At 66.7% G+C, this 26,473-nt stretch carries 20 protein-coding genes; 15 read left to right on the top strand and 5 right to left on the bottom strand.

The genetic code is table 11. The annotated features are described in order from the left end of the window. Window positions 1-51: 51 nt before the first annotated feature. From ptsP to FBT96_RS03645, 10 genes are all read left to right on the top strand, one after another. Window positions 52-2,535 carry a phosphoenolpyruvate--protein phosphotransferase gene (gene ptsP / locus FBT96_RS03690; RefSeq protein WP_136905002.1) on the top strand — a complete coding sequence of 828 codons (2,484 nt, stop codon included), beginning with the start codon at window positions 52-54 and terminating at the stop codon, window positions 2,533-2,535. After that, complete coding sequence (gene pfkB, locus FBT96_RS03685) at window positions 2,532-3,482, top strand: 1-phosphofructokinase (RefSeq protein WP_136905001.1); 951 nt, start codon at window positions 2,532-2,534, stop codon at window positions 3,480-3,482. The genes ptsP and pfkB overlap by 4 nt, the downstream gene beginning before the upstream one ends. Before the next feature lie 18 nt (window positions 3,483-3,500). Further along, window positions 3,501-5,237: a PTS fructose-like transporter subunit IIB gene (locus FBT96_RS03680; RefSeq protein ID WP_136905000.1), complete on the top strand. Its 1,737-nt coding sequence runs from the start codon at window positions 3,501-3,503 to the stop codon at window positions 5,235-5,237. A gap of 247 nt (window positions 5,238-5,484) precedes the next feature. Next, window positions 5,485-8,241 carry a putative bifunctional diguanylate cyclase/phosphodiesterase gene (locus FBT96_RS03675; protein WP_136904999.1) on the top strand — a complete coding sequence of 919 codons (2,757 nt, stop codon included), beginning with the start codon at window positions 5,485-5,487 and terminating at the stop codon, window positions 8,239-8,241. Window positions 8,242-8,354: 113 nt separating this feature from the next. After that, window positions 8,355-10,310 (top strand): putative bifunctional diguanylate cyclase/phosphodiesterase, encoded by a 1,956-nt coding sequence (locus FBT96_RS03670; RefSeq protein WP_249306276.1) that lies wholly within the window; start codon window positions 8,355-8,357, stop codon window positions 10,308-10,310. Between the two features lie 126 nt (window positions 10,311-10,436). Next, on the top strand, window positions 10,437-11,645 hold the full coding sequence (gene trpB / locus FBT96_RS03665; protein ID WP_136904998.1) for a tryptophan synthase subunit beta: 1,209 nt from the start codon (window positions 10,437-10,439) through the stop codon (window positions 11,643-11,645). Window positions 11,646-11,942: 297 nt separating this feature from the next. Then, complete coding sequence (gene cysK / locus FBT96_RS03660) at window positions 11,943-12,917, top strand: cysteine synthase A (RefSeq protein ID WP_136904997.1); 975 nt, start codon at window positions 11,943-11,945, stop codon at window positions 12,915-12,917. A gap of 189 nt (window positions 12,918-13,106) precedes the next feature. Beyond that, the gene (gene cysT / locus FBT96_RS03655; protein WP_136904996.1) at window positions 13,107-13,943 is read left to right on the top strand and encodes a sulfate ABC transporter permease subunit CysT; all 837 of its coding nucleotides are present in this window, start codon (window positions 13,107-13,109) and stop codon (window positions 13,941-13,943) included. Continuing rightward, entirely contained in the window at window positions 13,936-14,799 is an 864-nt protein-coding gene (gene cysW / locus FBT96_RS03650; RefSeq protein ID WP_136904995.1) for a sulfate ABC transporter permease subunit CysW, read from the top strand. The genes cysT and cysW overlap by 8 nt, the downstream gene beginning before the upstream one ends. An 8-nt stretch (window positions 14,800-14,807) precedes the next feature. Continuing rightward, a complete protein-coding gene (locus tag FBT96_RS03645; RefSeq protein WP_136904994.1) occupies window positions 14,808-15,527 on the top strand; it encodes a sulfate/molybdate ABC transporter ATP-binding protein in 720 nt (239 codons plus the stop codon). Window positions 15,528-15,905: 378 nt separating this feature from the next. Here FBT96_RS03645 and FBT96_RS03640 read toward each other — a convergent pair whose 3' ends face one another. The 4 genes from FBT96_RS03640 to FBT96_RS03625 all read right to left on the bottom strand — a co-directional run bounded on the left by FBT96_RS03640 (window position 15,906) and on the right by FBT96_RS03625 (window position 18,504). After that, window positions 15,906-16,604 carry a hypothetical protein gene (locus FBT96_RS03640; protein WP_136904993.1) on the bottom strand — a complete coding sequence of 233 codons (699 nt, stop codon included), beginning with the start codon at window positions 16,602-16,604 and terminating at the stop codon, window positions 15,906-15,908. A 62-nt stretch (window positions 16,605-16,666) separates the two neighbouring features. Further along, entirely contained in the window at window positions 16,667-18,055 is a 1,389-nt protein-coding gene (gene pucC, locus FBT96_RS03635) for a light-harvesting complex assembly protein PucC (protein WP_136904992.1), read from the bottom strand. Between the two features lie 96 nt (window positions 18,056-18,151). After that, window positions 18,152-18,334, bottom strand: a complete 183-nt coding sequence (locus FBT96_RS03630; RefSeq protein WP_013068240.1) for a light-harvesting protein — start codon at window positions 18,332-18,334, stop codon at window positions 18,152-18,154. A 20-nt stretch (window positions 18,335-18,354) separates the two neighbouring features. Beyond that, the gene (locus FBT96_RS03625) at window positions 18,355-18,504 is read right to left on the bottom strand and encodes a light-harvesting protein (RefSeq protein WP_013068239.1); all 150 of its coding nucleotides are present in this window, start codon (window positions 18,502-18,504) and stop codon (window positions 18,355-18,357) included. Window positions 18,505-19,340: 836 nt separating this feature from the next. On the opposite strand from FBT96_RS03625, the gene FBT96_RS03620 reads away from it, so the two are divergent. Together FBT96_RS03620 and preA are read left to right on the top strand one after the other, a co-directional pair. Next, window positions 19,341-20,672: an NAD(P)-dependent oxidoreductase gene (locus FBT96_RS03620; protein WP_136904991.1), complete on the top strand. Its 1,332-nt coding sequence runs from the start codon at window positions 19,341-19,343 to the stop codon at window positions 20,670-20,672. A 1-nt stretch (window position 20,673) separates the two neighbouring features. After that, a complete protein-coding gene (preA, locus tag FBT96_RS03615; RefSeq protein ID WP_136904990.1) occupies window positions 20,674-21,975 on the top strand; it encodes an NAD-dependent dihydropyrimidine dehydrogenase subunit PreA in 1,302 nt (433 codons plus the stop codon). Window positions 21,976-22,246: 271 nt separating this feature from the next. On the opposite strand, the gene FBT96_RS03610 is transcribed toward preA, so the two are convergent. Next, window positions 22,247-22,531 (bottom strand): helix-turn-helix domain-containing protein, encoded by a 285-nt coding sequence (locus FBT96_RS03610; RefSeq protein ID WP_136904989.1) that lies wholly within the window; start codon window positions 22,529-22,531, stop codon window positions 22,247-22,249. A gap of 302 nt (window positions 22,532-22,833) precedes the next feature. Between FBT96_RS03610 and FBT96_RS03605 the strand changes: the two genes are divergently transcribed. The 3 genes from FBT96_RS03605 to FBT96_RS03595 all read left to right on the top strand — a co-directional run bounded on the left by FBT96_RS03605 (window position 22,834) and on the right by FBT96_RS03595 (window position 26,417). Beyond that, window positions 22,834-24,084 (top strand): Zn-dependent hydrolase, encoded by a 1,251-nt coding sequence (locus FBT96_RS03605; protein ID WP_136904988.1) that lies wholly within the window; start codon window positions 22,834-22,836, stop codon window positions 24,082-24,084. Between the two features lie 83 nt (window positions 24,085-24,167). Next, window positions 24,168-25,619 (top strand): dihydropyrimidinase, encoded by a 1,452-nt coding sequence (gene hydA / locus FBT96_RS03600; protein WP_136904987.1) that lies wholly within the window; start codon window positions 24,168-24,170, stop codon window positions 25,617-25,619. Window positions 25,620-25,625: 6 nt separating this feature from the next. Further along, window positions 25,626-26,417, top strand: coding sequence for an ABC transporter ATP-binding protein (locus FBT96_RS03595; protein WP_013068233.1), 792 nt, complete (start codon window positions 25,626-25,628; stop codon window positions 26,415-26,417). Window positions 26,418-26,473 lie beyond the last annotated feature (56 nt).

Here is a 26,473-nt window from a genome sequence, read left to right as displayed (position 1 = left end):
GGGCGCTTCGTCCCCTCAAGAGCATCGCACATCCGATGCCGAGGAGGAACCGTGATACCCCTGACCAGCGAACTTGTGGCCATCGGCAAGACGGCCACCGACAAGGCCGATGCGATCGCGCAGGCCGTGGATCTTTTGACCGCGGCGGGCAAGATCGACCCGCGTTACGGCCAAAGCATGATGGGGCGCGAGGCCGTCGCGAACACCTTTCTGGGCAATGGCATCGCGATTCCGCATGGTCTGCCGCAGGACCGCGACCTGATCCACGACACGGCGATTGCGGTGGTGCAGCTGCCCGCGGGGGTCGCATGGGCGCCGGGCGACACCGCGCGTCTGGTCGTCGCGATCGCCGCGAAATCGGATGAGCACCTGCAGGTTCTGAGCAATCTGACCGATGTTCTGGCCGACGAGGCCGAGGCCGAACGCTTGGCGACGACGACGGATGCGGCGGTGATCGTGGCGCGGCTGACCGGCGCCGCGGCGCCCGTGGCGGCCCCGGCCGAGGCGCCCGCCGATTTCGCGCAGGGGGTCGATGTTGTCGTCAGCGGCGCGCATGGGCTGCATGCCCGGCCCGCGACCCGGCTTGTCGATCTGGCCAAGGGCTTTGCCGCGGAAATCCGTGTGCGCAACGGCGCCAAGGTGGCGAATGGCAAAAGCCTGATTTCGCTGCTCAATCTGGGGGCGGCGCAGGGGGCTGCGCTGCGCATCAGCGCCGAGGGGGCGGATGCGACCGCTGCTTTGGCAGCCATTGCCGCGGCCTTTGCGGCCGGGCTTGAGGACGAAGAAGATACCGGTGCGGCGGCCCCCGAAGCCGCGACGCCCGGTCTGACGGGGGCGGGGGCGTCGATGGCCTGCTACGAGGGGCGCACCCTTCATGGCATCTCCTCCTCGCCGGGTTACGCGCTTGCCCCCGTCTTCCGCTTTGCCCGCGACGAGGTGGTTTTTGACACCGACGCCGCGGATGCGGCCGTTGAAACCGACCGGCTCGACACCGCCCTGCAGACCGCCTGGCACGAGCTGGAGGAACTTCACGACGAGGTCTGGAAAAAATCCGGCCCCGCCCGCGCCGCGATCTTCCGCGCGCATCAAGAATTCCTGCACGACCCCGAAATGGTCGCCGAGGCGAAGGCGCTGATCGGGCAGGGCCGCTCGGCCGGGTTCGCCTGGCATCGGGTGTTCAGCGACCGCGCCGACCTGCTGGGCGCGATGAAGGATGCGGTGCTGTCGGGCCGCGCCATCGATCTGCGCGATGCGGGGCAGCGCGTGCTGCAGCATCTGGGCCGGGTGCGGACGGGCGAGACGCATCTGCCCACCGCGCCCTGCATCCTGCTGGCCGATGACCTGACGCCCTCCGATACCGCGCGGCTTGATCCTGCGCTGGTGCGGGGCCTTGCCACGGCGCAGGGCGGGCCGACCTCGCATACCTCGATCATTGCGCGCGCGCTGGATATTCCGGCGGTGGCGGGGGTCGGGCCGCGGCTCCTTGATCTGGCCAGCGGCACGCCGGTTCTGCTGGATGGCGGCGCGGGGGTGATCGTCGTTGCCCCGACCGCGGCCGACAAGGCCCGGGCCGAGGCCGCGATGGCGGCGCTGACGGCGCAACGCGAGGCCGAGGCGCGCGAACGCTACATGCCCGCGCTGACGCTTGATGGCGCGCGCATCGAGGTGGTCGCCAATATCTCGGACGTGGCCGAGGCCATCGCCTCGGTCGAGGCGGGGGCCGAGGGCGTGGGGCTTTTGCGCACCGAATTCCTGTTCGTCAACCGCGAGGCGCCGCCCGGCGAGGACGAACAGCTGGCGATCTATGCCGCCATGCTCGAGGCGCTGAACGGTCTGCCGATCATCATCCGCACGCTGGATGTCGGCGGCGACAAGGAAATCCCCTATCTGCGCATGCCCGTTGAACAAAACCCGTTTCTGGGCGAGCGCGGCATCCGCTTTTGCCTGTCCCACGAGGATCTTTTCCGCACCCAGCTGCGGGCGATCTACCGGGCCGCGGCCAAGGGTCAGGTCCGCATCATGTTCCCGATGATCGCGATGATCGAGGAGCTGGAAACCGCCCGCCGCATCGCCGAGGAGGTCCGGCTGGAGGTCGGCGCCGCGCCGGTCGAGATCGGCATCATGATCGAGATCCCCTCGGCCGTGATGATGGCGCCGGAACTGGCCAAACGGGTCGATTTCTTCTCGATCGGGACGAATGACCTGACGCAATATGCGCTGGCGATGGACCGGATGCATCCGGTGCTGGCGAAACAGGCCGACGGGCTGCATCCGGCGGTGCTGCGGCTGATCGACAGCACCGTGCGCGCGGCCGAGGCCGCGGGGATCTGGGTCGGCGCCTGTGGCGGCATTGCGGGCGATCCGATCGGGGCCGCGGTGCTGTCCGGGCTGGGGGTGCGGGAATTGTCCGTGTCGATCCCGGCGGTGGCGGGGATCAAGGCGCAGCTGCGCCGCTCTGCGATGGCGGAAAACCGGGATCTGGCGGCGCGGGCGCTGGCCTGCACGACCGCGGCCGACGTGCGGGGGCTGAAATGACGCTGCGCATCGCCACGGTTTCGCTCAATTCCGCCGTCGATCAGACGGTGACCGTGCCGGGCTTCACCGCCGATGCGGTGAACCGGGTCGCCGCCTCGCGCATCGATGCGGGCGGCAAGGGGGTCAATGTGGCCTCGTTCCTGGCCCATGCGGGGCACGGGGTCGCGGTCACCGGGCTGCTTGGCGCCGAGAATGCGGCGCTGTTCGCGCGCCATTTCGCGGCGACGGGGCTGGTCGATGCCTGCCAGCGCCTGCCCGGCGCGACGCGGACGAATGTGAAGATCGTCGATCCGTTGCAAGATCAGGTCACCGATCTGAACTTTCCGGGCATCGCGGCGGGGCCTGCCGATGTCGAGGCCGTGGCCGCGACCCTGACCGAGCTTCTGGCGCAGGGTCTGGATTGGGTGGCGCTTTGCGGCAGCCTGCCCGCCGGGATCGGCGCCGAGGCCTATGCCGATCTGGCCGTCCTTGCCCGCAAGGGCGGGGCGCGGGTGGCGCTGGACACTTCGGGGCCCGCGCTGGGGCTGGCGCTGGCGGCGCGGCCCGACATCGTCAAACCCAATGTCGCGGAACTGGGCGCGCATCTGGGCCGCCGCCTGACCGGGCCTGAGACCGTCTGCGAGGCCGCGCGCGATCTGGCGGCCTCGGGCGTCGGGCTGGTCGCCGTCTCGATGGGGGCAGCGGGCGCGGTGCTGGTGCGCGGCGCCGAGGCGGTGCTGGCGATCCCGCCCGCGACCCGGATCGCCTCGACCGTCGGGGCGGGCGACGCGATGGTGGCGGGGCTGATCCATGCCGCCACCCTTGGCCTGTGCCTGCCCGACACCGCCCGTCTGGCCACCGCCTTTTCGCTGGGCGCGCTGGGGGAAATCGGCCCGCATCTGCCGCCGATGGACCGCATCACCCAGCTGGCCCGCACCGTCACCGTCAAACCGCTTGGCCCCGTCTGAGCCGAAGGGGAGGAACCCATGTCGAAGATCGTTGCCGTGACCGCCTGTTCCACGGGCATCGCGCATACCCACATGGCCGCCGAGGCGCTGACGGCGACCGCCGTGCAGATGGGCCATGACATCCGTGTCGAACGCCAATCCGCCGAGGGCGTCGAAGCCCCGCTGCAGGTGGCCGAGATCGCCGCCGCCGATGTGGTGCTGATCGCCGCCGACATCCGTGTCGAGGATGTCCGCTTCGTCACGAAACCCGTTTACCGGACCTCGACTGCCCGCGCCGTCACCCAGACGGCGGCGGTGCTGGCCGAGGCCCTTGCCCTGACCGGAGAGGAGACCCCGCAAATGACGACAGATACAGGCCAAAGGCCGCTCAGGGTGGTGGCGATCACCTCCTGTCCGACCGGCATTGCCCATACGTTCATGGCGGCCGATGCGCTGAAGAAGACCGCCGCCGCCCGCGGCTGGGAGATCGCGGTCGAGACCCAGGGCTCGGTGGGCTCGCAAAACGCGCTGAGCGCGGCGCAGATCCAGGCCGCCGATCTGGTGGTGATCGCGGCCGACACCCATGTCGATGACAGCCGCTTTGCCGGGAAAAAGGTCTACAAGACCTCGGTCGGCGCGGCGGTGAAGGGCGCGGCGAAGGTGCTGGATGCGGCCCTGGCCGAGGGCGTGGTGCTGGGCACCAATCTGGCCGACACGGTCGATGCGCTCAAGGCGCAGCGCGCCGCGACCCGCTCGGGCCCCTACATGCATCTGCTGACGGGCGTGTCCTACATGCTGCCGCTGGTGGTGGCGGGCGGTCTGCTGATCGCGCTTTCGTTCGTTTTCGGCATCAAGGCCTTCGAGGTCGAGGGCACGCTGCCCGCGGCGCTGATGGCGATCGGTGGCGGCGCGGCCTTCAAGCTGATGGTGCCGGTTCTGGCGGGCTTCATCGCCTATTCGATTGCCGACCGTCCCGGCCTGACCCCCGGTCTGATCGGCGGCATGCTGGCGGTGAACCTGAACGCAGGCTTCCTGGGCGGCATCGTCGCGGGGTTCCTGGCGGGCTATGTGGCGCGCTGGCTGCGCGATGCGATCAAGCTGCCGCGCACGCTTGAGGGGCTCAAGCCCGTGCTGATCCTGCCGCTGCTCTCGACCGCGATCACCGGGCTGATCATGGTCTATGTCGTCGGCACGCCGGTCGCGGCGCTTCTGGCCGCGATGACCGCCTTCCTGCAGGGGCTGGGCACCACCAACGCCGTCGTTCTTGGCCTGATCCTGGGCGGCATGATGGCCGTCGACATGGGGGGGCCGATCAACAAGGCCGCCTATACCTTCGCCGTCGGCCTCTTGACCTCGAGCACCTATGCGCCGATGGCGGCCGTGATGGCCGCGGGGATGACGCCGCCGCTGGGTCTGGCCTTGGCGACGCTTGTGGCGAAGAACCGCTTCACCGCCGAAGAGCGTGAGGCCGGGGGCGCCGCCGCGGTGCTGGGCCTGTCCTTCATCACCGAAGGCGCGATCCCCTTTGCCGCGAAAGACCCGGCCCGGGTGATCCCCTCGATCATCGTCGGTTCGGCGATCACCGGGGCGCTGTCGATGGCGCTGGGCTGCCTGCTGGTCGCGCCGCATGGCGGGATCTTCGTGCTGGCGATCCCGCATGCGGTGACCAACCTCGGGCTTTATGCGCTCTCGATCGTTGTCGGCACGCTGGTGACGACGGGCCTGCTGATCGCGCTGAAAAAGCCGATCCCGGCCGAGGACAGCGCCCGCGCCTGATCGGGCAAGGCGGCAAGATCAAGGCCGACGGTCCCGGACCGTCGGCCTTTGCGGCGCCGAGGGCGCGCCGTCATTCGTTAAAATGTCTTCGAAATTCGAAGCCGAATCGTAAAATCGCAAGAATTGCTTCACCGCTTTCGGTGCAGGCTGCCGGAGTATTTCAGGCGGGCCCTTCACGACGATTGACACATCGTCCGCGTTCGTGTCCGACTTGCTCTGACCCCGGAACACACGCGAAAAGCCCGCCATGCCTGCCAGACTGGTTCACCATTTCACTGCGTTCCGGGTTGCTGCGGCCTATGCGCTGGTCGGCGTGCTCTACATCCTGACCAGTGACCGGATGCTGACGGTGATTTCCGGGGATTATCAGCATTATCAATCCTATCAGACCTTCAAGGGCTGGGCTTTCATCGCCGTGACCTCGCTGGCGCTCTGGGCGGTCCTGCGCGGCGCGCTGGCGCGACTTCAAAACTCTCTCGCGGCGGTCTCGCAGGCCGAGGACCGGCTGCGCGGGGCGCTGGATGCGGCGGGGGGCTGCGACTGGGAAAGTTTCGTCGACCGGCAGGGGGTCTTGTGGCTGCGCGCCGCGGGCGTGCTGGCCGGCAGGATCGGCTGGACTGACGGGGAGGCGCGGCCGACGACGGCGCTGCGCGCGCTGGTCCATCCCGACGACATGGACAGCTTCAGCGCCCATATGGCGCTGCACCGCGAGATTTTCGCCGGCAAGCGGGTGCCGATCCCGCCGCATGTGCACCGGATCCGCGACCTTGACGGCGACTACCGCTGGATCAAGGTGGTGACCGATGTCGACAGCGCCCTGCGCGATCCCTGCGGCAGGCTGTTCGGCTTCGCCCTGGACGTGCACGACCAGCAGGAGGCGATCCGCGGCCTTGCCGATGTCATCGCCGGGGGGCAGGTGGGCACCTGGCGGCACGATCTGCGCACGAACCGGCTGGTCATCAACGACCGCTGGGCCGAGATCATCGGCCACAGCCCCGAAGACCTGCCCGCGCCGCTGATGATCGACGACTGGCGCGCGCTGGTCCATCCCGAGGACATGGTGCGGCTGAACACCGCCCAGGCGCCGAAATTCCGCAGCCGGGACTATTTCTTCACCGAAGAATTCCGCATGCGCCACGCCGAGGGGCACTGGGTCTGGATCCTGTCGCGCGGCCGCGCCGTCGAGATGTCCGCCACCGGCGAGGCGCTGGTGCTCTCGGGGGTGCATGTCGACATTTCGCGCCGCAAGCAGCTGGAAGCCGAGCTGATCGCGAAGAACGACTTCCTGCAACGGCTGACCGAAACCTCGGTCTCGGGCATCCTGGCTTTCGATCCCTCGGGGGTGATCGTCTTTGCCAACATGGAGGCGGAACAGATCCTTGACACCACCGGGGCGGGGCTGGTCGGGCGCGGCCATGCGGCGCTGGGCTGGCTTTACGGCCACCGCGACGGCTCCGGGGCGGGGCGGGGCTTTCCCTTCGACCGCGTCGCGCAGGGGGGCGAGACGCTGAACGATCTGCGCCTGACCCTGCCGCGATCGGACGGAACGGACCGGGTGATCTCGGTCAATGCGGCGCCGATGGAAGCGCGCGGCGGGCCGGTGCAGGTGGTCTGCTCGGTCTCCGACATCACGCAAAGGCTGATGGACGAGCGGCGTCTGGCGCAGGCCGCCGAAGAGGCCAGCCATGCCGCGACGCATGATGCGCTGACCGGGCTGCCGAACCGCGAATCCTTTCGCGCGCAGGTCGGCCCCGCGCAGGCGCGGGCGCGCGGCACGGGCGAGCTGTTGCAGCAGGTCTTCCTGTCGATCGACCAGTTTCAGCAGATCAAGGACCGTTTCGGCCCGCAGCTGGGCGACCGGGTGATCTGCAAGGTCGCCGAACGGCTGGAGGCGCTGCGCGAACCCGATCAGCTGCTGGCCCGGGCCGGGGCCGAGGAGTTCACCTTCCTCAGCCGCGGCCGCCTTGCCGAGGAACCCGAGGCGGCGACCGCGGCACTGGCGCAGGCTTTTGCCGAACCTTTCGAGATTGACGGCCAGCCGCTTTATCTGTCCGCCTCGATGGGGATGAGCCTGTTTCCGATGGACGCGCACAGCCCCGAGGAAATGTGGCTGAACGCCGATCTGGCGATGTACGAGGCCAAGGCGCTGGGCGGCAACCGCGCCGTGCGCTTCACGCCAAAGCTGCGCGACCGGCTCGCGCGCGAGGCGACGATCGGCCAATCGCTGCAACGCGCGATCCGCGACGGCGCCTTTGCGCTTTATCTGCAGCCGAAGATCAATCTGCTCGATCACGGCAGCCTGGCCGGGGCCGAGGCGCTGGTGCGCTGCACCGATCCGGCGCTGGCGGGGATCGGCCCCGACATCTTCATGCCGATCGCGGAAAAGACCGGCCTCGTGCGCGACATCGACCTTTTGATGATCGATCTGGTCGGCGCCTTCGTCGCGACGCTGCGCGCGCGCGGCCAGCAGCTGTGCATCTCGATCAACCTCTCGCCCGAAAGCCTGCGCCGGGTCCGGTTCGGGCAGGCGGTGCTGGCGCATCTGCAGGCGGCGGGGCTTGGCCCCGAGGATGTGCTTTTCGAGATCACCGAGGGCGCGGTGGTCGATCTGAATTCGGAGGCGCGCGACAGCATCGAGGCGCTTCTGGCGGCCGGGTTCGAGCTGTCGGCCGATGATTTCGGCACCGGCTATTCCTCGCTCAGCTATCTGCAGAAGCTGCAGCTGAAGGAATTGAAGATCGACCGCAGTTTCGTCTCGCGCATCGCGCTGGATGACGGGGCCTCCGATGCGATCGTGCGCGCGACCCTGGCGATGGCGGCGGCGCTGGGGCTGCGCACCGTCGCCGAAGGCATCGACACACCCGCGCAGGTGGTCTGGCTGCGCCAGCATGGCTGCGATCTGGGGCAGGGCTATCATTTCGCCAAACCCCTGCCCGCCATGGATTTTCTATACGAATTTCTGCAGCCCGACGCGCTGCGGGCGGGCAGTGTCGCGCTCGGCTGAGGGGGGCATTTCGCCCTGGACGGGATTTTTTCGCTGCGCCTTCAGGCGCTGGTTACCATTTGCCGCCATGATCAAGGCGCGCGTCTCCGATGAAAGACTGACATTTGCCCCTGGTGCCTCTCCTGTTGACCCGGATCCGGGCGGTGCTGACGAAGCATCCCAGCCCGGAAGACGTTGCCAGCGTCGTGCAGGGGACGTCGGTCGGGGTTTCGGTGACCGCGCTGAACGCGATGATCTACGTGCTGGAATCGCTGCGCCATGATGACCGCAGCTTCGTCGTCTTCTGGCTCGGCTCGATCCTTGCGCTGGGCGGTGCGCTCAGCCGGATGTCGCGCCGTGCCGCCGGGCGCCGGGTCGAGCGGGTCTCCGCGCGGGCGGCGCGGCGGCTGATCCTGACCTCGGTGCTGTTTGCCGCGCCCTGGGCGGTGCTGCCTTTGCATGTGATCGGCCTGCATCAGACCGGCGAACCTCTGGTGGTGCTGCTCGTCAGCACCGGCATGCTGGCGGGCGGTGTCTTCATGCTGCACCGCGCCTTCGTCGCCGCCCTGACCTTCCAGTCGACGATCCTGGCTGCAGTGATCTTGTCGTTTCACCTGGGCGGCTGGGCGCAGGCCTGGTCGGTGACGCTTTATGCGCTGCTTTACGGCGCGTTTCTGGCCTATTTTTCCTATCGCACCGGCGAAACGGCCCGTCAGCGCGACGATTCCGTCGCGGCGCTGTCGCGGGCCGTCGACAGCCTGCGCCAGGCCCGCGACGAAAACTATCTTCTGGCCAATATCGACGACACCACCGGGCTTCTGAACCGCAAGGCCTTCAACGCCCGCCTGGCCGAGGCGGTGGCGCGGCAGCGCCGCAGCGGCCGGGGCTTTGCGCTGCTGCTGATGGATCTTGACCGGTTCAAGAACGTCAACGACCTGTTCGGCCATGGCGTCGGCGATGAATTGCTGACCGAGATCGCCCGCCGCCTGCGCGCCAACCTGCCCGAGGGCGATGTGATCGCCCGGCTCGGCGGGGATGAATTCGCCGTGATCCTGGCCGAGGTGAGCGCGGCGGCGCAGATCCGCCCGATCGCCGAGCGCCTGCTGGCGGCCTTCGAACCGCCCGCGCATCTGGCCGGACGGCGGGTGCATCCGGGCGCCTCGATCGGCGCGGTGATCTGCCCCGACGATGGCGCCGATCCGGTCGAACTGCTGCTCAAGGCCGATCTGGCGCTGAACCGCGCCAAGGAAAGCGGCCGCGGCCAGTGCCTGCAATTCGACGAACAGCTGCGCCGGCGGGTGATCGAAAGCGACCGGATCGAGGCCGGGCTGCGCGAGGCGCTGGAGGGAGAGCAGCTTTATGTGCAGTATCAGCCGAAGATCGCGCTGACCGATGGCCGCCTGCTGGGGGCCGAGGCGCTGGTGCGCTGGCGCAGGCCCGACGGCTCTGCCGTCGCCCCCGACAGTTTCCTGACCATCGCGGCCGAACGCGGTCTGCTGCCGAACCTGTCGCGCCGGATCGCCGAGACCGTGGCCGCGAACCTGCTGGGCTGGCGCGACGCCGGGTTGCTTCCGGGCAAGATCGCGCTGAACATCCATCCCGACGACATCAAATCGCCCGAATTGCTGCTGGATACCATCACCATGTTCGAGAGGGCCGGGATCGATGGCCGCGATCTGCTGCTCGAAATCACCGAGGGCTGCTTTGTCGGGCGCGGCACCGACATGGCGATCAGCCTGCTCGATTCGCTGGCCGACCGCGGCTACGAGCTGTCGCTGGACGATTTCGGCACCGGCCATGCGTCGCTGGGCGATCTGAAAAAGGTGCCGGTGGCGGAATTGAAGATCGACCGCAGTTTCATCGCCGGTCTGTGCTTTCGCCGCGAGGATCGCGCCATCGTCGCCGCGATCGCCGAAATCGCCCGCGGCATGGGCATCCGATCGGTCGCCGAGGGGGTGGAGGACGAGGCGCAACGGGCGGTGCTGGTCGATCTGGGCATCGATGTCGGGCAGGGCTTCCTGTGGTCGAGCCCGATGGATGCGGCCGACTTCGCCCGGTTCCTGGTCTGGAACGCCCGCCGCAGCGGCTGACCCCGGCCGCCGCGCGGCGACGCGCGAAAAAACCGGCCCCGGTCGGGACTGTGGCGCTTTCGCGCCTTGCCGTGCCGCGTCGTTCGGCGTCAAATCCCGGCCGGAACGACCGTGGAAGGACCGAGGATGACATCCTATCTCAAGACGACACCGGACAAGGACGGGTGGTTTGGCACTTACGGCGGGGCGATGCTGCCGCCGCCGCTCGAGCCGCATTTCAAGGAGATCCGCGAGGCTTATGCGAAGATCTCGAAATCGGCCGATTTCATTGCCGAGCTGCGCCAGATCCGCAAGCATTTCCAGGGCCGGCCCACGCCCGTTTCCTATCTGAAGAACCTCTCGGCGCTGTGCGGCGGCGCACAGATCTATGCCAAGCGCGAGGATCTCAACCATACCGGCGCGCATAAGCTCAACCATTGCATGGCCGAGGGCTTGCTGGCGAAATTCATGGGCAAGACCAAGCTCATGGCGGAAACCGGGGCGGGGCAGCACGGGGTCGCGCTGGCCACGGCGGCGGCCTATTTCGGGATGGAGTGCGAAATCCACATGGGCGAGATCGACATCGCCAAGGAAGCGCCGAACGTCACCCGGATGAAGTTGCTCGGCGCGACGGTGGTGCCGGTCTCGTTTGGCGGGCGCTCGCTGAAAGAGGCGGTGGACAGCTGCTTCCAGAGCTACATCGCCCAGGCCGACACCGCGCTGTTCGCCATCGGCTCGGTCGTCGGGCCGCATCCGTTCCCGCGGATGGTGCGTGACTTCCAGCATGTCATCGGCGTGGAAGCGCGGGACCAGTTCCTTGAAATGACCGGGGAATTGCCCGACATGGTGGCGGCCTGCGTCGGTGGCGGCTCGAATGCGATGGGGATTTTCTCGGGCTTCATCGACGATGCCTCGGTCGGTCTTTACGGCGTCGAGCCGCTCGGCACCTCCTCGAATCTGGGCGATCACGCGGCGACGATTTCCTTTGGCGAGGATGGCGACATTCACGGCTTCCGCACCCTTGTGCTCAAGGATGCGAACGGCGAGCCCGCGCCGGTGCACACCGTCGCCTCGGGGCTGGATTATCCCGGCGTCGGCCCGGAGCACGCGCATCTGCACAAGATCGGCCGGGTGCATTACACCACCGCCGATGACAAGGAGGCGCTGAAGGCCTTTTTCGCGCTGTCGCGGCACGAGGGGATCATTCCCGCGCTTGAAAGCGCGCATGCCGTGGCCTTCGCGATGCGCGAGGCGGCGGCCCATCCCGGCAAGTCGATCCTGATCAACCTGTCGGGCCGGGGCGACAAGGACATCGATTACGTCACCCAGACTTACGGCTTCGGCACCGATCTGTGAGGCAGGCGCGCGCCGGGGCCTGATCCCGGCGCGCGGCGCGCCCCGGGCGGGGCGAATCCCGGGCTTTCGCCCGGGGCAAGTTTGCGGATTTTATTCTCTGAACCGGGGGGGCGTGCCGGTGTTCGGCCCGGATTTCCCGCGCCGGTCGGGCACGGAACAGAATTTTGTGCTTTTTCGGGCCATGCCGAAAACACCATTCTCCCAAAGTTCGGCCGCTTTCCGGAAGGCGGGTTTTAGCCCCTTTTCAAGCGCGGCCGGGCATGCTCGAAAGGGGCAGAACCAATCGGGGAGAGGCAGATGACGACGGTTTTCGAGGACAATTCGCTGTCGATCGGCGGCACGCCGCTGGTGAAACTGGGGCGGCTGGGGCAGGGGCTGGGCGCCACCGTTCTGGCGAAGATCGAGGCGCGCAATCCGGCGGGCTCGGTCAAATGCCGGATCGGCGCGGCGCTGATCTGGGACGCGGAAGAACGCGGCCTCCTGACGCCGGGCAAGGAAATCGTCGAGCCGACCTCGGGCAATACCGGCATCGCGCTGGCCTTCGTCGCCGCGGCGCGCGGCATTCCGATCACGCTCACCATGCCCGAGACGATGAGCCTGGAACGGCGCAAGCTGCTTCTCGCTTACGGCGCGAAACTGGTGCTGACCGAAGGCGCGAAGGGCATGGCGGGCGCCATCGCCAAGGCCGAGGAAATCGCCGCCTCGGACCCGAAATACGTGCTGCTGCAGCAGTTCAAGAACCCGGCCAACCCGGCGATTCACGAACGCACCACCGGCCCCGAGATCGAGGCGGCGACCGGCGGCAAGATCGACATTTTCGTCGCGGGCGTCGGCACCGGCGGCACGATCACCGGCGTCAGCCGCTATTTCAAGAAGACGCTTGGCAAGCAGATCACCTCGGTCGCGGTCGAGCCCGCGGCGAGCCCGGTGCTCAGCCAGACCCGGGCGGGCGAGGCGGTGAAACCCGGACCGCACAAGATCCAGGGCATCGGCGCCGGCTTCGTGCCCGAGGTGCTGGACCTGAGCCTGGTCGACGCGATCGAGCAGGTCTCGAACGAAGAGGCGGTGGCGGTGGCGCTGCGGCTGGCCCGCGAGGAAGGGATTCTGGCGGGGATTTCCTGCGGCGCGGCCACGGCGGTGGCGCTGCGGCTGGCGGCGCGGCCGGAAAACGCGGGCAAGACCATCGTGCTGGTCCTGCCCGACTCCGGGGAACGCTACCTGTCCTCGGTGCTGTTCGAGGGCGTCTTCGACGGCACCGGCGCCCCGGCCTGATCCGCCTTGCCGCTGGTTTCAAAGGCCCCGCCCCGGCGGGGCCTTTTCATCTGCCGACTCGCGCGGAAGGGCAGAGAATAAAATTCTATATTCACGACCAACAATGGCGAGATTTATCCCTTTCAATCTCGACTGACACAGTGGATATTTCTGAAAATGACGATGCTCACTGCAAGGAAGGGGTCCGCCATGCCGCGCCCGCTGATCAACCGCTCGCCGATGCCGGGGCTGGGGCTTTCGATGGGGATCACGCTGACGATGCTGTCGCTGGTGGTGCTGGGCCCGATCGGCGCGCTTCTGGCGCAGGGTGCCAGCTACGGGCTTGACGGCATCTGGGCCACGGTGAACCGCGAAAGGGTCTGGGCGGCGCTGGAACTGTCGTTCCGGCTCTCGTTCTTCGCGGCGCTGTTCAATCTGGTCTTCGGCGTCGTTCTGGCCTGGGTGCTGGTGCGCTACGACTTTCCCGGCCGCCGTCTGGTCGATGCCGCCGTCGATCTGCCCTTCGCCCTGCCCACCGCCGTCGCGGGTATCGCGCTGACCACGCTTTACGCGCCGAACGGGGTCTTTGGCGCGCTGGCCAAGGATATCGGGCTGAAGATCGCCTATACGCAATGGGGGATCTTTCTGGCGCTGATCTTCGTCGGCCTGCCCTTCGTCACCCGCACCGTGCAGCCGGTGATCGAGGAAATCGACCGCGAGGTCGAGGAGGCCTCGGCGACGCTGGGGGCGACGCGCTTCACCACCTTGCGCCGGATCATCGCGCCGATGCTGCTGCCCGCCGCGCTGACCGGCTTTGCGCTGTCCCTGGCGCGGGCGGTGGGCGAATACGGTTCGGTGATCTTCATCGCCGGAAACATCCCGCTGAAAACCGAGATCGCGCCGCTCTTGATCGTGATCCAGCTGGAAGAATTCAACTACGACGGCGCCGCCGCGATCGGCATCGCCATGCTGGCGATCAGCTTCGCGATGCTGCTGTCGATCAACCTCATCCAGATCTGGAGCCGCCGGAGGATTGGCGATGTCTGACGCAGCCGAACGCAACTGGCGATCCGCCACCGATGAGACGCCGCTGGTGCGGGGCCTTCTGATCCTGGCCGCCGTGGCCGGGATGGCGCTTCTGGTCGCGGCGCCGCTGCTGACCGTCTTTGTCGAGGCGCTGGCGAAGGGCTGGTTTGCCGCGCTGAAAAGCCTGGGCAACCCCGATGCGCTTTCGGCGATCCGGTTGACGCTGACGATCGCCGCCCTGTCGGTGCCGCTCAACGCCGTCTTCGGGATTGCGGCGGCCTGGTTCATCACCCGCTTCGAGTTTCGGGGCAAGGCCTTCCTGATCACCCTGATCGACCTGCCGTTTTCCGTCTCGCCGGTCGTGGCGGGGCTGTGCATCGTCTTGATGTTCGGGGCGAATTCCGCGGTCGGCGGCTGGCTTGTCGCGCAGGGCTACCCGATCGTCTTCGCCCTGCCCGGGATCGTGCTGGCGACGATGTTCGTCACCTTCCCCTTTGTCGCGCGCGAGCTCATTCCGGTGATGATCGAGCAGGGCTGCCAGGAGGAAGAGGCGGCGCTGACGCTGGGCGCCTCGGGCTGGCGGGTCTTCACCACGGTGACGCTGCCGAAGATCCGCTGGGCGCTGCTTTATGGCGTGCTTTTGTGCAACGCCCGCGCGATGGGGGAATTCGGCGCCGTCGCCGTCGTCTCGGGCAAGATCCGCGGCCAGACCGCGACGATGCCGATCACCATCGAGATGCTTTACAACGAATATCTCTCGGTCGCGGCGTTTTCGCTGGCCGGGTTGCTCACCGCGCTCGCGCTGGTCACGCTGCTTCTCAAGACCGTGCTGGAGCTGCGCCACGCCGACGAAATCGCCGCCACCCACCGCCATTGAGGGACATGATGGATATCGACATTCAAGAGATCTCGAAGCTGTTCGGCACCACGGCGGCGCTGCATCCGGTGTCGCTGGCGATCCCCTCGGGGGCGCTGGTGGCGCTGCTCGGCCCCTCGGGCTCGGGCAAGACGACGCTGTTGCGGATCCTGGGGGGGCTGGAATTCCCGACCTCGGGGCGGGTGCTGTTCGACGGCCAGGACGCCACCGACATCCGGGTGCAGGATCGCCGCGCGGGCTTCGTGTTCCAAAGCTATGCTTTGTTCCGGCACATGACGGTGTTTGAAAACATCGCCTATGGGCTGCGCGCCCGGCCGCGGGCAGAGCGGCCGCCGAAGCTGGAGATCGCCCGCCGGGTGGCGCGGCTTCTGGAGCTGATCCAGCTGCCCGACATCGGATCGCGCTATCCGAGCCAGCTGTCGGGCGGGCAACGGCAGCGCGTGGCGCTCGCCCGGGCTCTGGCGATCGAGCCGCGGATGCTGCTTCTGGACGAGCCCTTCGGCGCGCTGGATGCCAAGGTCCGCAAGGAACTGCGCCAGGGGCTGCGCGACATTCACGACGCGACCGGCCTGACCACGGTCTTCGTGACCCATGATCAGGAAGAGGCGATGGAGCTGGCCGACATGGTGGTGGTGATGTCGATGGGCCGGATCGAGCAGATCGGCCGCCCGAACGACATCCGCGCCCGCCCGGCCAGCAGTTTCGTGCGCGATTTCATCACGGCTTGACCTCCGTCTGGCCAAGGCCATCGCCTTGGCCTTGCGGATCATTGGTCCGATGCCCCCCGAGGGCCCAAAGGCCCTCGGGCAGCGCCCGCCCCGCCCCCGGCGGGCGCTTCTCGCCCGCCGGGACGGGCGCCGCCCTCTGTCACGCCTGGGACTGCGGTCCTGTGCCGACCGGCCCGCAACGGGCGGGAAAACGCGATGCGTTTTCCTCTTCGCCCGACGCGCCGTTCGGAGGGCCAAGACCGGCGGCCAAGACCCGCGGGCAGGGCAGGGGGGGCCAAATAAAAGGCGCCCGCCTGTTCGGACCTTCCGGGGAAGGGCGGACAGACGGGCGCAAACCCGAGGAGTGCAGGGGCGGTCAATGCCGCCCCTTGTCAGGGATCAGCGACGCTGAATGGTCGCCAGGCCGAAGGTGTTCGAGAAGGGCAGGAAGTCGCCCGGGATCACGTTCGATTGACGCGGCGTGTCTTTCAGCAGCGGGGCTTTCCAGAACTTCGCCGATTGCGGCGGGGCGTCAGCCGGCAGCAGCTTGACCTTCGGCGCGGTGGTTTTCACCAGCGGCGTCGGCCAGAAGTCTTGCGACATGAACTTGGTGCCTTCGTAGACGTTCTTCTTGCGCGGGGTGTCGAGCAGAAGTTTCCAGCCAAAGCGCTCCGAGAAGGCGCCGGGCTTTTCGTCGGCCTTGACGGGTTGCGGCAGGAAGATGTGCCGGTGGTCTTTCATGATGTTGTCAGTCATTTCAGATGCGTCCTCACAGGTGAACTCTTCGGTTGCGTTCTCGACCGCGACCACCGCTGCGCGAGCAGTGATGGCGCGCACGAGTTTCGCCGCGCCGAGCGGCTTGTAGTTGACTTTCGCCACGAGCGCGGCAGCGCCGCCGGCGACACGTTCGGCATAGCCCGCAGCCGCGCTGGGATGCACGCCGGCGGACTTGAGGGCTTCGGCCAAGGCAGCGCCCTTCTTGCCGTCGGCGACGACGACCTTCAGAGCGCGTTTCGGAATACCTTCGCTTTTCAGTTGTCTTGCGATGTCGCAAGCCGTTTCTTCATCGGCATAAAGCCGTGTGATCACCGTCGTCATGCGTCCTCCTCGGGTTCAAGGGCATTCTTCAGTCACGTCCAGGTGTCCCGCCGGGCCTCGCGTCATCGGCCTCCCCGCCGCACAAGCGGAACCGCGAAGGCGATGGCCACGATCAAGATCAGCGCCTCGATGGCGAACACCGTATTATAAGGCCCGGCCACACCGGACCCGAAAGTCCCCGGCAGGGCAACCAAACCGTCCCGAACCACCCCCGCAAGCGCGACCCCCAGACCGGCGGCCGTCGCCTGCACCGCCCCCCACGCGCCCAGCGCCAGCCCGATCCGATCGGCGGGCGCGGTCCGCATGGTCGCCGTCAGCGTGGCATGGCCAAAAAGACCGATGCCGAGCCCGACAGCGAAGGTGCCCACAAGGAACAGCCAGATACCGTCTTGGCTGATCAGCGAGGACAGAATGATGGCAGCAAACCCGGGAACCCCGATCAGTGCACCCAGCACCGCCAGCGGCATCGGCCTTGCCCCGTTCCCCAGCACACGGGACGCAGTGCCGAAACCGGCAAGCGTCCCCAGCGCAAAGAGCGCGGTCAGTTTCGTCGTCTCCCCGACGGTCAGGTGCAGCGCCTGTCCGCCGTAGGGTTCCAAAAGCACATCGGCCATACCGAAGCCGAAGGTCCCCAGCGCAATCACGGTCAGCAGCGCCAGCATCCCCGGACGGCCCATCAGCAGGCCGAAGGCCTCCTTGAAGGTCGGGTGCACGGCGGTTTCCATCTGCCGGGCACGGTCCCGGCTGACGGCCTCCTGCTTCCACATCGCGGCCATGTTCAACACGACACTCATCAACGCAGTGCCCTGGATCACCTGGATCAGGCGGCCGGGCGTGTAATCCGCCAGCAACGCCCCGTAGACGAGCGCGCTGATCACCATGCCGAAGAGCAGCATCACATACATGAGGCCGACAACCTTCGGTTGGTCTTCCTCCTCGACGAGGTCGGTGGCCAGGGCCAGACCCGCGGTCTGGACGATATGCACACCGGCCCCCACGAGGAGGAAGGCAAGGGCAGCCGCGCTCATGCCGATCCAACGCGGCGCATCCACGGATTCACCGAACCCCGACAGCACCAGAAGCGCGAAGGGCATGATGGCGAAGCCGCCGAATTGATAAATCGTTCCCTTCCAGATCCAGGGCGCGCGACGCAGCCCGAGAGCCGACTTGTGCGTGTCGGACTTGAAGCCGATCAGCGTGCGGAAGGGCGCGAACAGCATCGGCATCGCCAGCATCACGGAGACGAGCGAGGCCGGAACCGCCAGCTCGACGATCATCACCCGGTTGAGGGTGCCCGCGAGCAGCGTCAAGGTCATCCCGACGGTGATCTGAAAGAGCGACAGTCGCAGCAACCGCGAGAGCGGAACCTCTTCACTGGCCACGTCGGCGAATGGCAGGTACTTCGGAGCGTGCCGCGCCAGGTTCTTCAGAGCAAAAGCACGGTAGCCCATAGTCCAGCCGCCCGTCGGAGAGAGAAAGTGCGAGGGGCTCAGCCCCGGAGGGAATGGGCCCACCGACAGGTGCCGGTGGGCCCAAAGGTCAGCAGATTACTGAGCCGGCGCAACAGCGACGACGGTCGCCATCGGGTTGCCGTTCCAGTAGTTCGCGAACCAGGTCGTGTTGGTCAGCAGGCCGGCGTGCACGATCAGAGCGGCGACCGCAACGGCGCCGAGGATCAGCGGGATACCGGTCGAGGGCTTGACGACGGTCCAGATTTTGGCGTTGTTCATTGTATTTCTCCTCTACCCGATTACCCGAGCCACGGCGTGGCGATGGCCGAGAGGATGTGCGCAACAAGCGCCATCGCCCCGAACACACGGGTGCCATCGATCAGGTAGCTGTGGATTTCTTCAGCTTCTTTCAGCGACAGGCCGCTCGGCCCAGCTTTATCGTCAGTCATTGTCCCGAATCCTCCAAAACTGGGATCATTGAGGACGTTGATGAAGCTCTCTCGGTTAAGTTCGAGCCCCGTCTCAGCGCCCCCCCGCTGCCGGACCGTCTGTGATCCGACCTCGTGAGACGCACTATGGGAGCCCGAGTGTCGGCGATCAAGTGTAAAGTCGGGCTGACACTGCGGCAAATTCGGCCACCCCCCGGGGACGCAAAACCCCAGTGAAAACAGGTGTTCCAGAGGTATCTTTGGCTGATTCCAGGGCCGGTCCGCGGGCCCGCGCGGGGCCTGCGGCAGGGGGGTGCGACAGGGCGCAAGAGCCATGTTGTAAAGGGGGTTTGCGCCTCGCGACCGCCGCGCGGCGGCCGCCTTTCGGGCGCCTTGCGGGGGGTGCGAAACCGGCCTTCGGGTCAACCTGTCGTCGCGGATGTACAATAAACTGCGTTAGCCTGTCGCAGATCGGCCGGTTGCCCCGGCGACCGGGCCCGGACGGCCTGTCGCAGGCAACCGGAATTTTCAGGTCGAATTGTCGCGCCGAATTTCTCCGCCGCGAGGGCTTGAAACCGTTCTGACGGCTTCCCAAGTCGCGTGATTGACATGAATGTCGCAGGCTCGGGCGTGATTCTGGGCCGAAGCTGCGCCGACTCCATGCCGAATCCGTGGTCGTCGCCGCCGATTTGCGCCGTCTTCCCGAATCTCTGACCGCAATTTTCCCCGCATCAGCCCATTCCTTGGGCAGATGCCCGGCTGCGATGCGCCAATGCCTGTCCGCCAGTATTTTACCTATTGATAAAATTTCGGATCATGGCAGCCTCGAAGGCAATAACAAAGCCAGGGAGGTCACCGTGACCACAAGCCAGTTTCGACCCGGGGTGCACCCGGGGCGTCTTCCGCCCGAGGAATATTGCACGGCCTTTGCCGATGTCGCGCCACCTTTGACGGCGCATCAGGCGCAGGTGGCGGCCGCGCGCTGCTATTTCTGCGCCGAGGCGCCCTGCACCACGGCCTGTCCGTCCGATATCGACGTGCCGCTGTTCATCCGGCAGATCCTGACCGGCACGCCCGAGGCCGCAGCGCAGACGATCCTGTCGCAAAACATCCTGGGCGGCATGTGCGCCCGGGTCTGTCCGACCGAAACCCTGTGCGAGGGCGCCTGCGTGCGCGAGGCGGCCGAGGGCAAGCCGGTCGAGATCGGCGCCTTGCAGCGGTTCGCCACCGACCGGCTGCAGGCTTCGGGCGTGCATCCCTTTGCGCGCGCGCCGCGCACCGGGAAAAACGTGGCCGTCGTGGGGGCGGGGCCTGCGGGTCTGGCCTGCGCGCATCGGCTGGCGATGCTGGGCCACGAGGTCACCGTCTATGACGCGCGGTTGAAACCGGGCGGGCTGAACGAATATGGCATCGCCGCCTACAAGGCGCCGGGCGGGTTCGCGGCCAAAGAAGTGGCCTGGCTGTTGCAGATCGGCGGCATCGCGGTGCTGGAGAACTGGAAACTGGGCCGCAACGGGTCGGTGGCGGATCTGCTGGCGGACCATGACGCGGTGTTTCTGGGCATGGGGCTTGCCGGGGTGAATGCGCTGACGATCCCCGGGGCGGAATTTGCCACGCCCGCGACAGACTTCATCGCGCATCTGCGTCAGGCCGAGGATCTGGCACTGGTTCCGGTCGGTCGCCGCGTCGTGGTGATCGGCGGCGGCATGACCGCGGTCGATGCGGCGGTGCAGGCGAAACTGCTGGGCGCGGAAACCGCGAGTATCGTCTATCGCCGGTCGCAGGCCGAGATGCCCGCCTCGGCGCACGAACAGGAACATGCGCAAAAGAACGGCGTGCGGATCGTGCCGAATGCCGCGCCCGTGGCGATCCGCAAGGATGATCAGGGCTATGAGGTCGAATTCGCCCGCACCGAGACGCGCGACGGCAAGCTGGTGCAGCTTGAGGACACGCTTCGCATCAAGGCGGATCAGATCTTCACCGCGATCGGCCAGACTTTGGGGCCGGTGCCTGAAGGCCTGACGATTTCGGGCGGCAAGATCGAGATCGACGCGCGGGGGCGCACCGGGCTTTCCCATGTCTGGGCGGGCGGCGATTGCGCCAGTGGCGGCGAAGATCTGACGGTGACCGCCGTCGCGCAGGGTCGCGATGCGGCCGAAGACATCCACGCTTTTCTGATGGGGGCCTGAGATGGCGAACCTTTCCTCGACCTTTCTCGGCATCAAATCGCCCAATCCGTTCTGGCTCGCCTCGGCGCCGCCGACCGACAAGGAAGTGAACGTCCGCCGCGCCTTCGAGGCCGGTTGGGGCGGCGTCGTCTGGAAGACGCTTGGCCTTGATGGCCCGCCGGTGGTGAACGTGTCCGGGCCGCGCTATGGCGCGATTCACGGGCCCGATGGCACGCTTCTGGGGCTCAACAACATCGAGCTGATCACCGACCGGCCCTTGGAGGTGAACCTGCGCGAGATCAAATCGGTCAAGCGCGATTACCCGGATCGGGCGCTCGTCGTGTCGCTGATGGTGCCCTGCGACGAGGACAGCTGGAAAGCGATCCTGGCCCGGGTCGAGGAGACCGAGGCCGACGGGGTCGAGCTGAACTTCGGCTGTCCGCATGGCATGGCCGAACGCGGCATGGGCGCGGCGGTGGGGCAGGTGCCCGAATATGTGGAAATGGTGACGCGCTGGGTGAAGCAACATTCGCGCATGCCCTGCATCGTCAAGCTGACGCCCAACATCTCGGACATCCGCAAACCGGCCGAAGCGGCGAAACGCGGCGGCGCGGATGCGGTCTCGCTGATCAACACGATCAATTCGATCACCTCGGTCGATCTGGATCTGTTTGCGCCGCAGCCGACGATTGACGGGTTCGGCACCCATGGCGGCTATTGCGGCCCGGCGGTGAAACCGATCGCGCTGAACATGGTGGCCGAGATCGCCCGCAACCCCGCCACGCATGGTCTGCCGATTTCCGGCATCGGCGGCGTCACCACCTGGCGCGATGCGGCCGAGTTCATGGCCTTGGGCGCGCATAACGTGCAGGTCTGCACCGCGGTGATGACCTATGGCTTCAAGATCGTCGAGGAGATGATCTCGGGCCTGTCCGACTACATGGACCGCAAGGGCCTGACCGAGACGCGGGAAATCGTCGGCCGCGCCGTGCCGAAGGTGACGGATTGGCAGTATCTGAACCTGAACTACACCACCAAGGCCAGCATCGCGCAGGAGGATTGCATCAAATGCGGCCGCTGCCACATCGTCTGCGAGGACACCTCGCATCAGGCGATCGCGATGGCGGCGGATCGCACGGTGACGGTGAAAGAGGAGGAATGTGTGGCCTGCAACCTGTGTGTCGAGGTCTGCCCGACGAATTGCATCACCATGCGCGAGTTGGCCGAGGGCGAGCTGGATCAGCGCACGGCCAAGCCGGTCGGCGACTATCTGAACTGGACCGGCCATCCGAACAACCCGATGGCGAGCACCGGCGGGAAGTGAGGCAAGGGGCTTTCCGGTCGAAGCCCGGGAAGCCCACCCAGATTGACCGAGGCCATCGCCGAGGTCTGGCGACACATCAGCCCCGTGACCCCCGAGTGCCCCAAGGCACTCGGGCAGCGCCCGCCCCGCCCATGGCGGGCGCTTCTCGCCCGCCGGGCCGGGCGCTGCCCTCTGTCCCGCTTGGGGAAACGGTCGGGTGACTGCGGGCGCGCCAGCGGGCGGGGAAAAGCGGTGCTTTTCCTGTTCCGCCCGACCCTTGCGGGGAATTTTCTTACGACGCCAGCGCCTGTTTCACCGCTTCGGGGGCGGTTTCGATCACCCGCAACAGCACGGCGGCCGGGCCGCTGATCGCGCGCTGGCCCTGTTCCCATTTGCGATAGCCCGACAGGCTCATGCCCATCATCGGCGCCATCTGCGCCTGGGTCAGCCCCATCTTGCGCCGCAAGTCGACCGGGTTGATGCGCTCCTGCGGGATCGGTTCAAAGGCCGCGCTGCCTTCGAAAAAGGCCGCGCTGCGTTCAAGCGCCTGCCAGAGGTCGCTCTCCATCTCTTCCATGCCTGCCTCGTCCTTGACTGCTCTCGTTGTGGCCGCGGGATTTCCCCTGTCAGCCGCACCCCGGGGCCTTTGGCGCCTTCTTGGGTGACCAAAGGCTAGCCGCATCGCGCCCGTCGATCAAGCCGCCGCTTGCCCGCGCCCAAAATTCGGGCAATGGCTTGTGTCTTGCGCGCCCGGCGCCGCATCCGCCCCCCATTCCCCATTGACCGGGGCGGGGAAGCGTGGCCTCTTTCCTCTGACCAATCGGTCAGAAAATGAGTCGCAAGAGGGCAAAGCCCCGCAGACGACAGGGAGACAGCCAGATGCCATCACCCGGAGAAAACCTCCGTATCAATTCCGCGCGCCTGTGGGACAGCCTCATGCAGATGGCGCAGGTCGGGCCGGGGATCGCGGGCGGGAACAACCGCCAGACCGTGACCGATGCCGATGCCGAGGGCCGCGCGCTGTTCAAGAGCTGGTGCGATGCGGCGGGGCTGACGATGGGCCTTGACCGGATGGGCAACATGTTCATGTGCCGCGAAGGCACCGATGCGCAGGCGCTGCCCGTTTACATCGGCTCGCATCTGGATACGCAGCCGACGGGCGGCAAATACGATGGCGTTCTGGGGGTTCTGGGCGGGCTTGAGGTCATCCGCACGCTGAACGACCGCGGCCTCCGCACGAAACACCCGATCGTGGTGACGAACTGGACGAACGAGGAAGGGGCGCGGTTTGCGCCGGCCATGCTGGCCTCGGGCGTCTTTGCGGGCGTGCACAGCCTAGACTATGCCTATGCGCGCAAGGATCCGGAGGGCAAGAGCTTCGGCGAAGAACTGGCGCGGATCGGCTGGGTCGGCGACGAAGAGGTGGGCGCGCGCAAGATGCAGGCCTATTTCGAGCTGCATATCGAACAGGGCCCGATCCTCGAGGCCGAGGCCAAGACGATCGGCGTGGTGACGCATTGCCAGGGGCTGTGGTGGCTCGAATTCACCCTGACCGGGAAAGAGGCGCATACGGGATCGACGCCCATGGGGATGCGGGTCAATGCGGGCCTTGCGATGGCGCGGATCATCGAGATGGTGCAGGAGGTCGCGATGGCCGCCCAGCCCGATGCCGTGGGCGGCGTCGGTCAGGTGAACTTCAGCCCGAATTCGCGCAACGTCCTGCCCGGGACGGTGATTTTCACAGTGGATATCCGCAGCCCCGATCAGGCGAAGCTCGATGGCATGCGGGCCGAGATCGAGCGCCGCGCGGCGGCGATCTGCGACGATCTGAAAGTGGGCTGCGCGGTTGAGGCGGTGGGCCATTTCGACCCGGTCACCTTCACGCCCGAACTGGTGGGGCGCGTCCGCGCCGCGGCCGAGAAGCTGGGCTATCCGCATCGCGACATCATCTCGGGCGCCGGGCATGACGCCTGCTGGACCGCGAAAGTCGCGCCGACGACGATGGTGATGTGCCCCTGTGTCGATGGGCTCTCGCATAACGAGGCCGAGGAGATTTCGCCCGAATGGGCCGCGGCGGGGGCGGATGTGCTATTGCATGCGGTTCTGGAAACCGCCGTCGTCGTAGACTGACCGCGCGCCGGGGGCTTTGCGCCCCCGGACCCCCGCAGGATATTTGAGCCAAGGTGAAAGCAGGCGCTTTCAAGGAGTTGGACATGACCACAGTCATCAAGAACGGAACCATCGTCACCGCCGATCTGACCTACAGGGCCGATGTGGCGATCGAGGGCGGGCAGATCATCGCGATCGGGCAGGGGCTGACGGGCGAGACCGTGCTCGATGCCACCGGCTGCTATGTGATGCCGGGCGGGATCGACCCGCATACGCATCTGGAAATGCCTTTCATGGGCACCTATTCGAGCGATGATTTCGACTCTGGCACCCGCGCGGCGCTGGCGGGCGGCACGACGATGGTGATCGACTTCGCGCTGCCCAATCCGGGGCAGGGGCTGATGGATGCGCTGCAGCAATGGGACAACAAGTCCAAGCGCGCGCATTGCGACTATTCCTTCCACATGGCGGTGACCTGGTGGGGGCAGCAAGTCTTTGACGAGATGCCGAAAGTGGTCGAGCGCGGCATCACCTCGTTCAAGCATTTCCTGGCTTACAAGGGCGCCTTGATGGTGAATGACGACGAGCTCTTCGCCAGTTTCAAGCGCTGCGCCGAGATCGGGGCGATCCCGATGGTGCATGCGGAAAACGGCGATATCGTTGCGGAAATGTCGGCGAAACTGCTGGCCGAGGGCAATACGGGCCCCGAGGCGCATGCCTATTCCCGGCCGAGCCAGGTCGAGGGCGAGGCGACGAACCGCGCCATCATGATCGCCGACATGGCGGGCGTGCCGCTTTATGTCGTGCATACCTCGTGCGAGGAGGCGCATGAGGCGATCCGGCGGGCGCGGATGCAGGGCAAGCGGGTCTGGGGCGAGCCGCTCATTCAGCATCTGACGCTGGATGAAAGCGAATATTTCCACCCCGACTGGGACCATGCGGCGCGGCGGGTGATGTCGCCTCCGTTCCGGGCGAAGCACCATCAGGACAGCCTTTGGGCGGGGCTGGCGGCGGGGACGCTCTCTTGCGTTGCCACCGACCATTGCGCCTTCACCACCGAGCAGAAGCGCTTCGGGGTCGGCAATTTCACCAGGATCCCGAACGGGACCGGGGGCCTTGAGGACCGGTTGCCGATGCTCTGGTCGGCGGGGGTGAACACGGGGCGGATCACGATGAACGAATTCGTCGCCGTGACCTCGACCAATATCGCCAAGATCATGGGGATGTATCCGAAGAAGGGCGCGGTGCTGGTTGGTGCCGATGCCGATCTGGTAGTCTGGGACCCCGAAGCGCGCAAGACGATTTCCGCGACCAGCCAGCAATCTGCGATTGATTACAACGTCTTCGAGGGCAAGGAGGTGAAGGGCCTGCCGCGCTACACGCTGAGCCGCGGGATGGTTGCGGTTGCTGACGGAAAGGTGCAAAGCCGCGAGGGCCACGGGCAGTTCGTGGCGCGTGACCCGAACGGGTCGGTGAGCAAGGCGCTGAGCACCTGGAAGGAATTGACCGCGCCGCGTCCGGTGGTTCGGGCGGGCATTCCGGCCAGTGGCGTGTAAGCAAGGATGACCGAAGACGTGAAAGCCCCCGTGATATTTGCCAAGGATCTGAACCTTGTCTTTCAGACGAATGACGGGCCGGTTCAGGCGCTGAAAGACGTGAACCTGTCGATCGAGCGGGGCGATTTCGTCAGCTTCATCGGTCCTTCGGGCTGCGGCAAGACCACCTTCCTGCGCTGCATCGCGGCGCTGGAACACCCGACCAGCGGCACGCTGACGGTGAATTCGATCCCGCCCGAGGAGGCGCGCAAAGCCCGCAGCTATGGCTATGTGTTTCAGGCGGCGGGGCTTTACCCGTGGCGCACGATTGCGGGAAATGTGAAACTTCCGCTGGAAATCATGGGCTATACCAAGGCCGAACAGGACGCCCGTGTTGAAAAAGTGCTCTCGCTTGTCGATCTGCAGGGGTTTGCGAAGAAGTTCCCCTGGCAGCTTTCGGGGGGGATGCAGCAGCGCGCCAGCATCGCGCGGGCCTTGGCCTTCGATGCGGATATCCTGCTGATGGACGAGCCCTTCGGCGCGCTCGATGAAATCGTGCGCGACCGGCTGAACGAGGAGTTGCTGAAGCTTTGGGCGCGGACCGGCAAGACCATCGGTTTTGTCACCCATTCGATTCCCGAGGCGGTGTATCTCTCGACGAAGATCGTCGTGATGTCGCCCCGTCCGGGCCGGATCACCGATGTGATCGAAAGCACCCTGCCGAAGGACCGGCCGCTGGATATTCGCGACAGCGCGGAATTCCTGAAGATCGCCCATCGCGTCCGCGAGGGGCTGCGTGCGGGGCATGCCTATGACTGAGCGCCGCGCATCGGGACTTCTGTCGGACGGGGGGCTGTCTGCCCCCCGCGCCCCCC

This window comes from Rhodobacter capsulatus (assembly GCF_005144475.1).
Classification (GTDB): Bacteria; Pseudomonadota; Alphaproteobacteria; order Rhodobacterales; family Rhodobacteraceae; genus Rhodobacter; species Rhodobacter capsulatus_C.
The sequence above is the reverse complement of the archived record's forward strand: the minus strand, read 5'-3'. Positions and strand labels throughout refer to the sequence as shown.

Bases quoted from the DNA above. Each gene is read 5' to 3' on its own strand.
- FBT96_RS03675 (WP_136904999.1), top strand. From the start codon at position 5,485: ATGCCTGCCAGACTGGTTCACCATTTCACTGCGTTCCGGGTTGCTGCG.
- preA (WP_136904990.1), top strand. From the start codon at position 20,674: ATGGCGAACCTTTCCTCGACCTTTCTCGGCATCAAATCGCCCAATCCG.
- FBT96_RS03680 (WP_136905000.1), top strand. From the start codon at position 3,501: ATGTCGAAGATCGTTGCCGTGACCGCCTGTTCCACGGGCATCGCGCAT.
- pfkB (WP_136905001.1), top strand. From the start codon at position 2,532: ATGACGCTGCGCATCGCCACGGTTTCGCTCAATTCCGCCGTCGATCAG.
- FBT96_RS03645 (WP_136904994.1), top strand. From the start codon at position 14,808: ATGGATATCGACATTCAAGAGATCTCGAAGCTGTTCGGCACCACGGCG.
- cysT (WP_136904996.1), top strand. From the start codon at position 13,107: ATGCCGCGCCCGCTGATCAACCGCTCGCCGATGCCGGGGCTGGGGCTT.
- pucC (WP_136904992.1), bottom strand. From the start codon at position 18,055: ATGGGCTACCGTGCTTTTGCTCTGAAGAACCTGGCGCGGCACGCTCCG.
- cysK (WP_136904997.1), top strand. From the start codon at position 11,943: ATGACGACGGTTTTCGAGGACAATTCGCTGTCGATCGGCGGCACGCCG.
- FBT96_RS03625 (WP_013068239.1), bottom strand. From the start codon at position 18,504: ATGACTGACGATAAAGCTGGGCCGAGCGGCCTGTCGCTGAAAGAAGCT.
- trpB (WP_136904998.1), top strand. From the start codon at position 10,437: ATGACATCCTATCTCAAGACGACACCGGACAAGGACGGGTGGTTTGGC.
- FBT96_RS03595 (WP_013068233.1), top strand. From the start codon at position 25,626: ATGACCGAAGACGTGAAAGCCCCCGTGATATTTGCCAAGGATCTGAAC.
- FBT96_RS03610 (WP_136904989.1), bottom strand. From the start codon at position 22,531: ATGGAAGAGATGGAGAGCGACCTCTGGCAGGCGCTTGAACGCAGCGCG.
- FBT96_RS03605 (WP_136904988.1), top strand. From the start codon at position 22,834: ATGCCATCACCCGGAGAAAACCTCCGTATCAATTCCGCGCGCCTGTGG.
- hydA (WP_136904987.1), top strand. From the start codon at position 24,168: ATGACCACAGTCATCAAGAACGGAACCATCGTCACCGCCGATCTGACC.
- FBT96_RS03630 (WP_013068240.1), bottom strand. From the start codon at position 18,334: ATGAACAACGCCAAAATCTGGACCGTCGTCAAGCCCTCGACCGGTATC.
- cysW (WP_136904995.1), top strand. From the start codon at position 13,936: ATGTCTGACGCAGCCGAACGCAACTGGCGATCCGCCACCGATGAGACG.
- FBT96_RS03640 (WP_136904993.1), bottom strand. From the start codon at position 16,604: ATGACGACGGTGATCACACGGCTTTATGCCGATGAAGAAACGGCTTGC.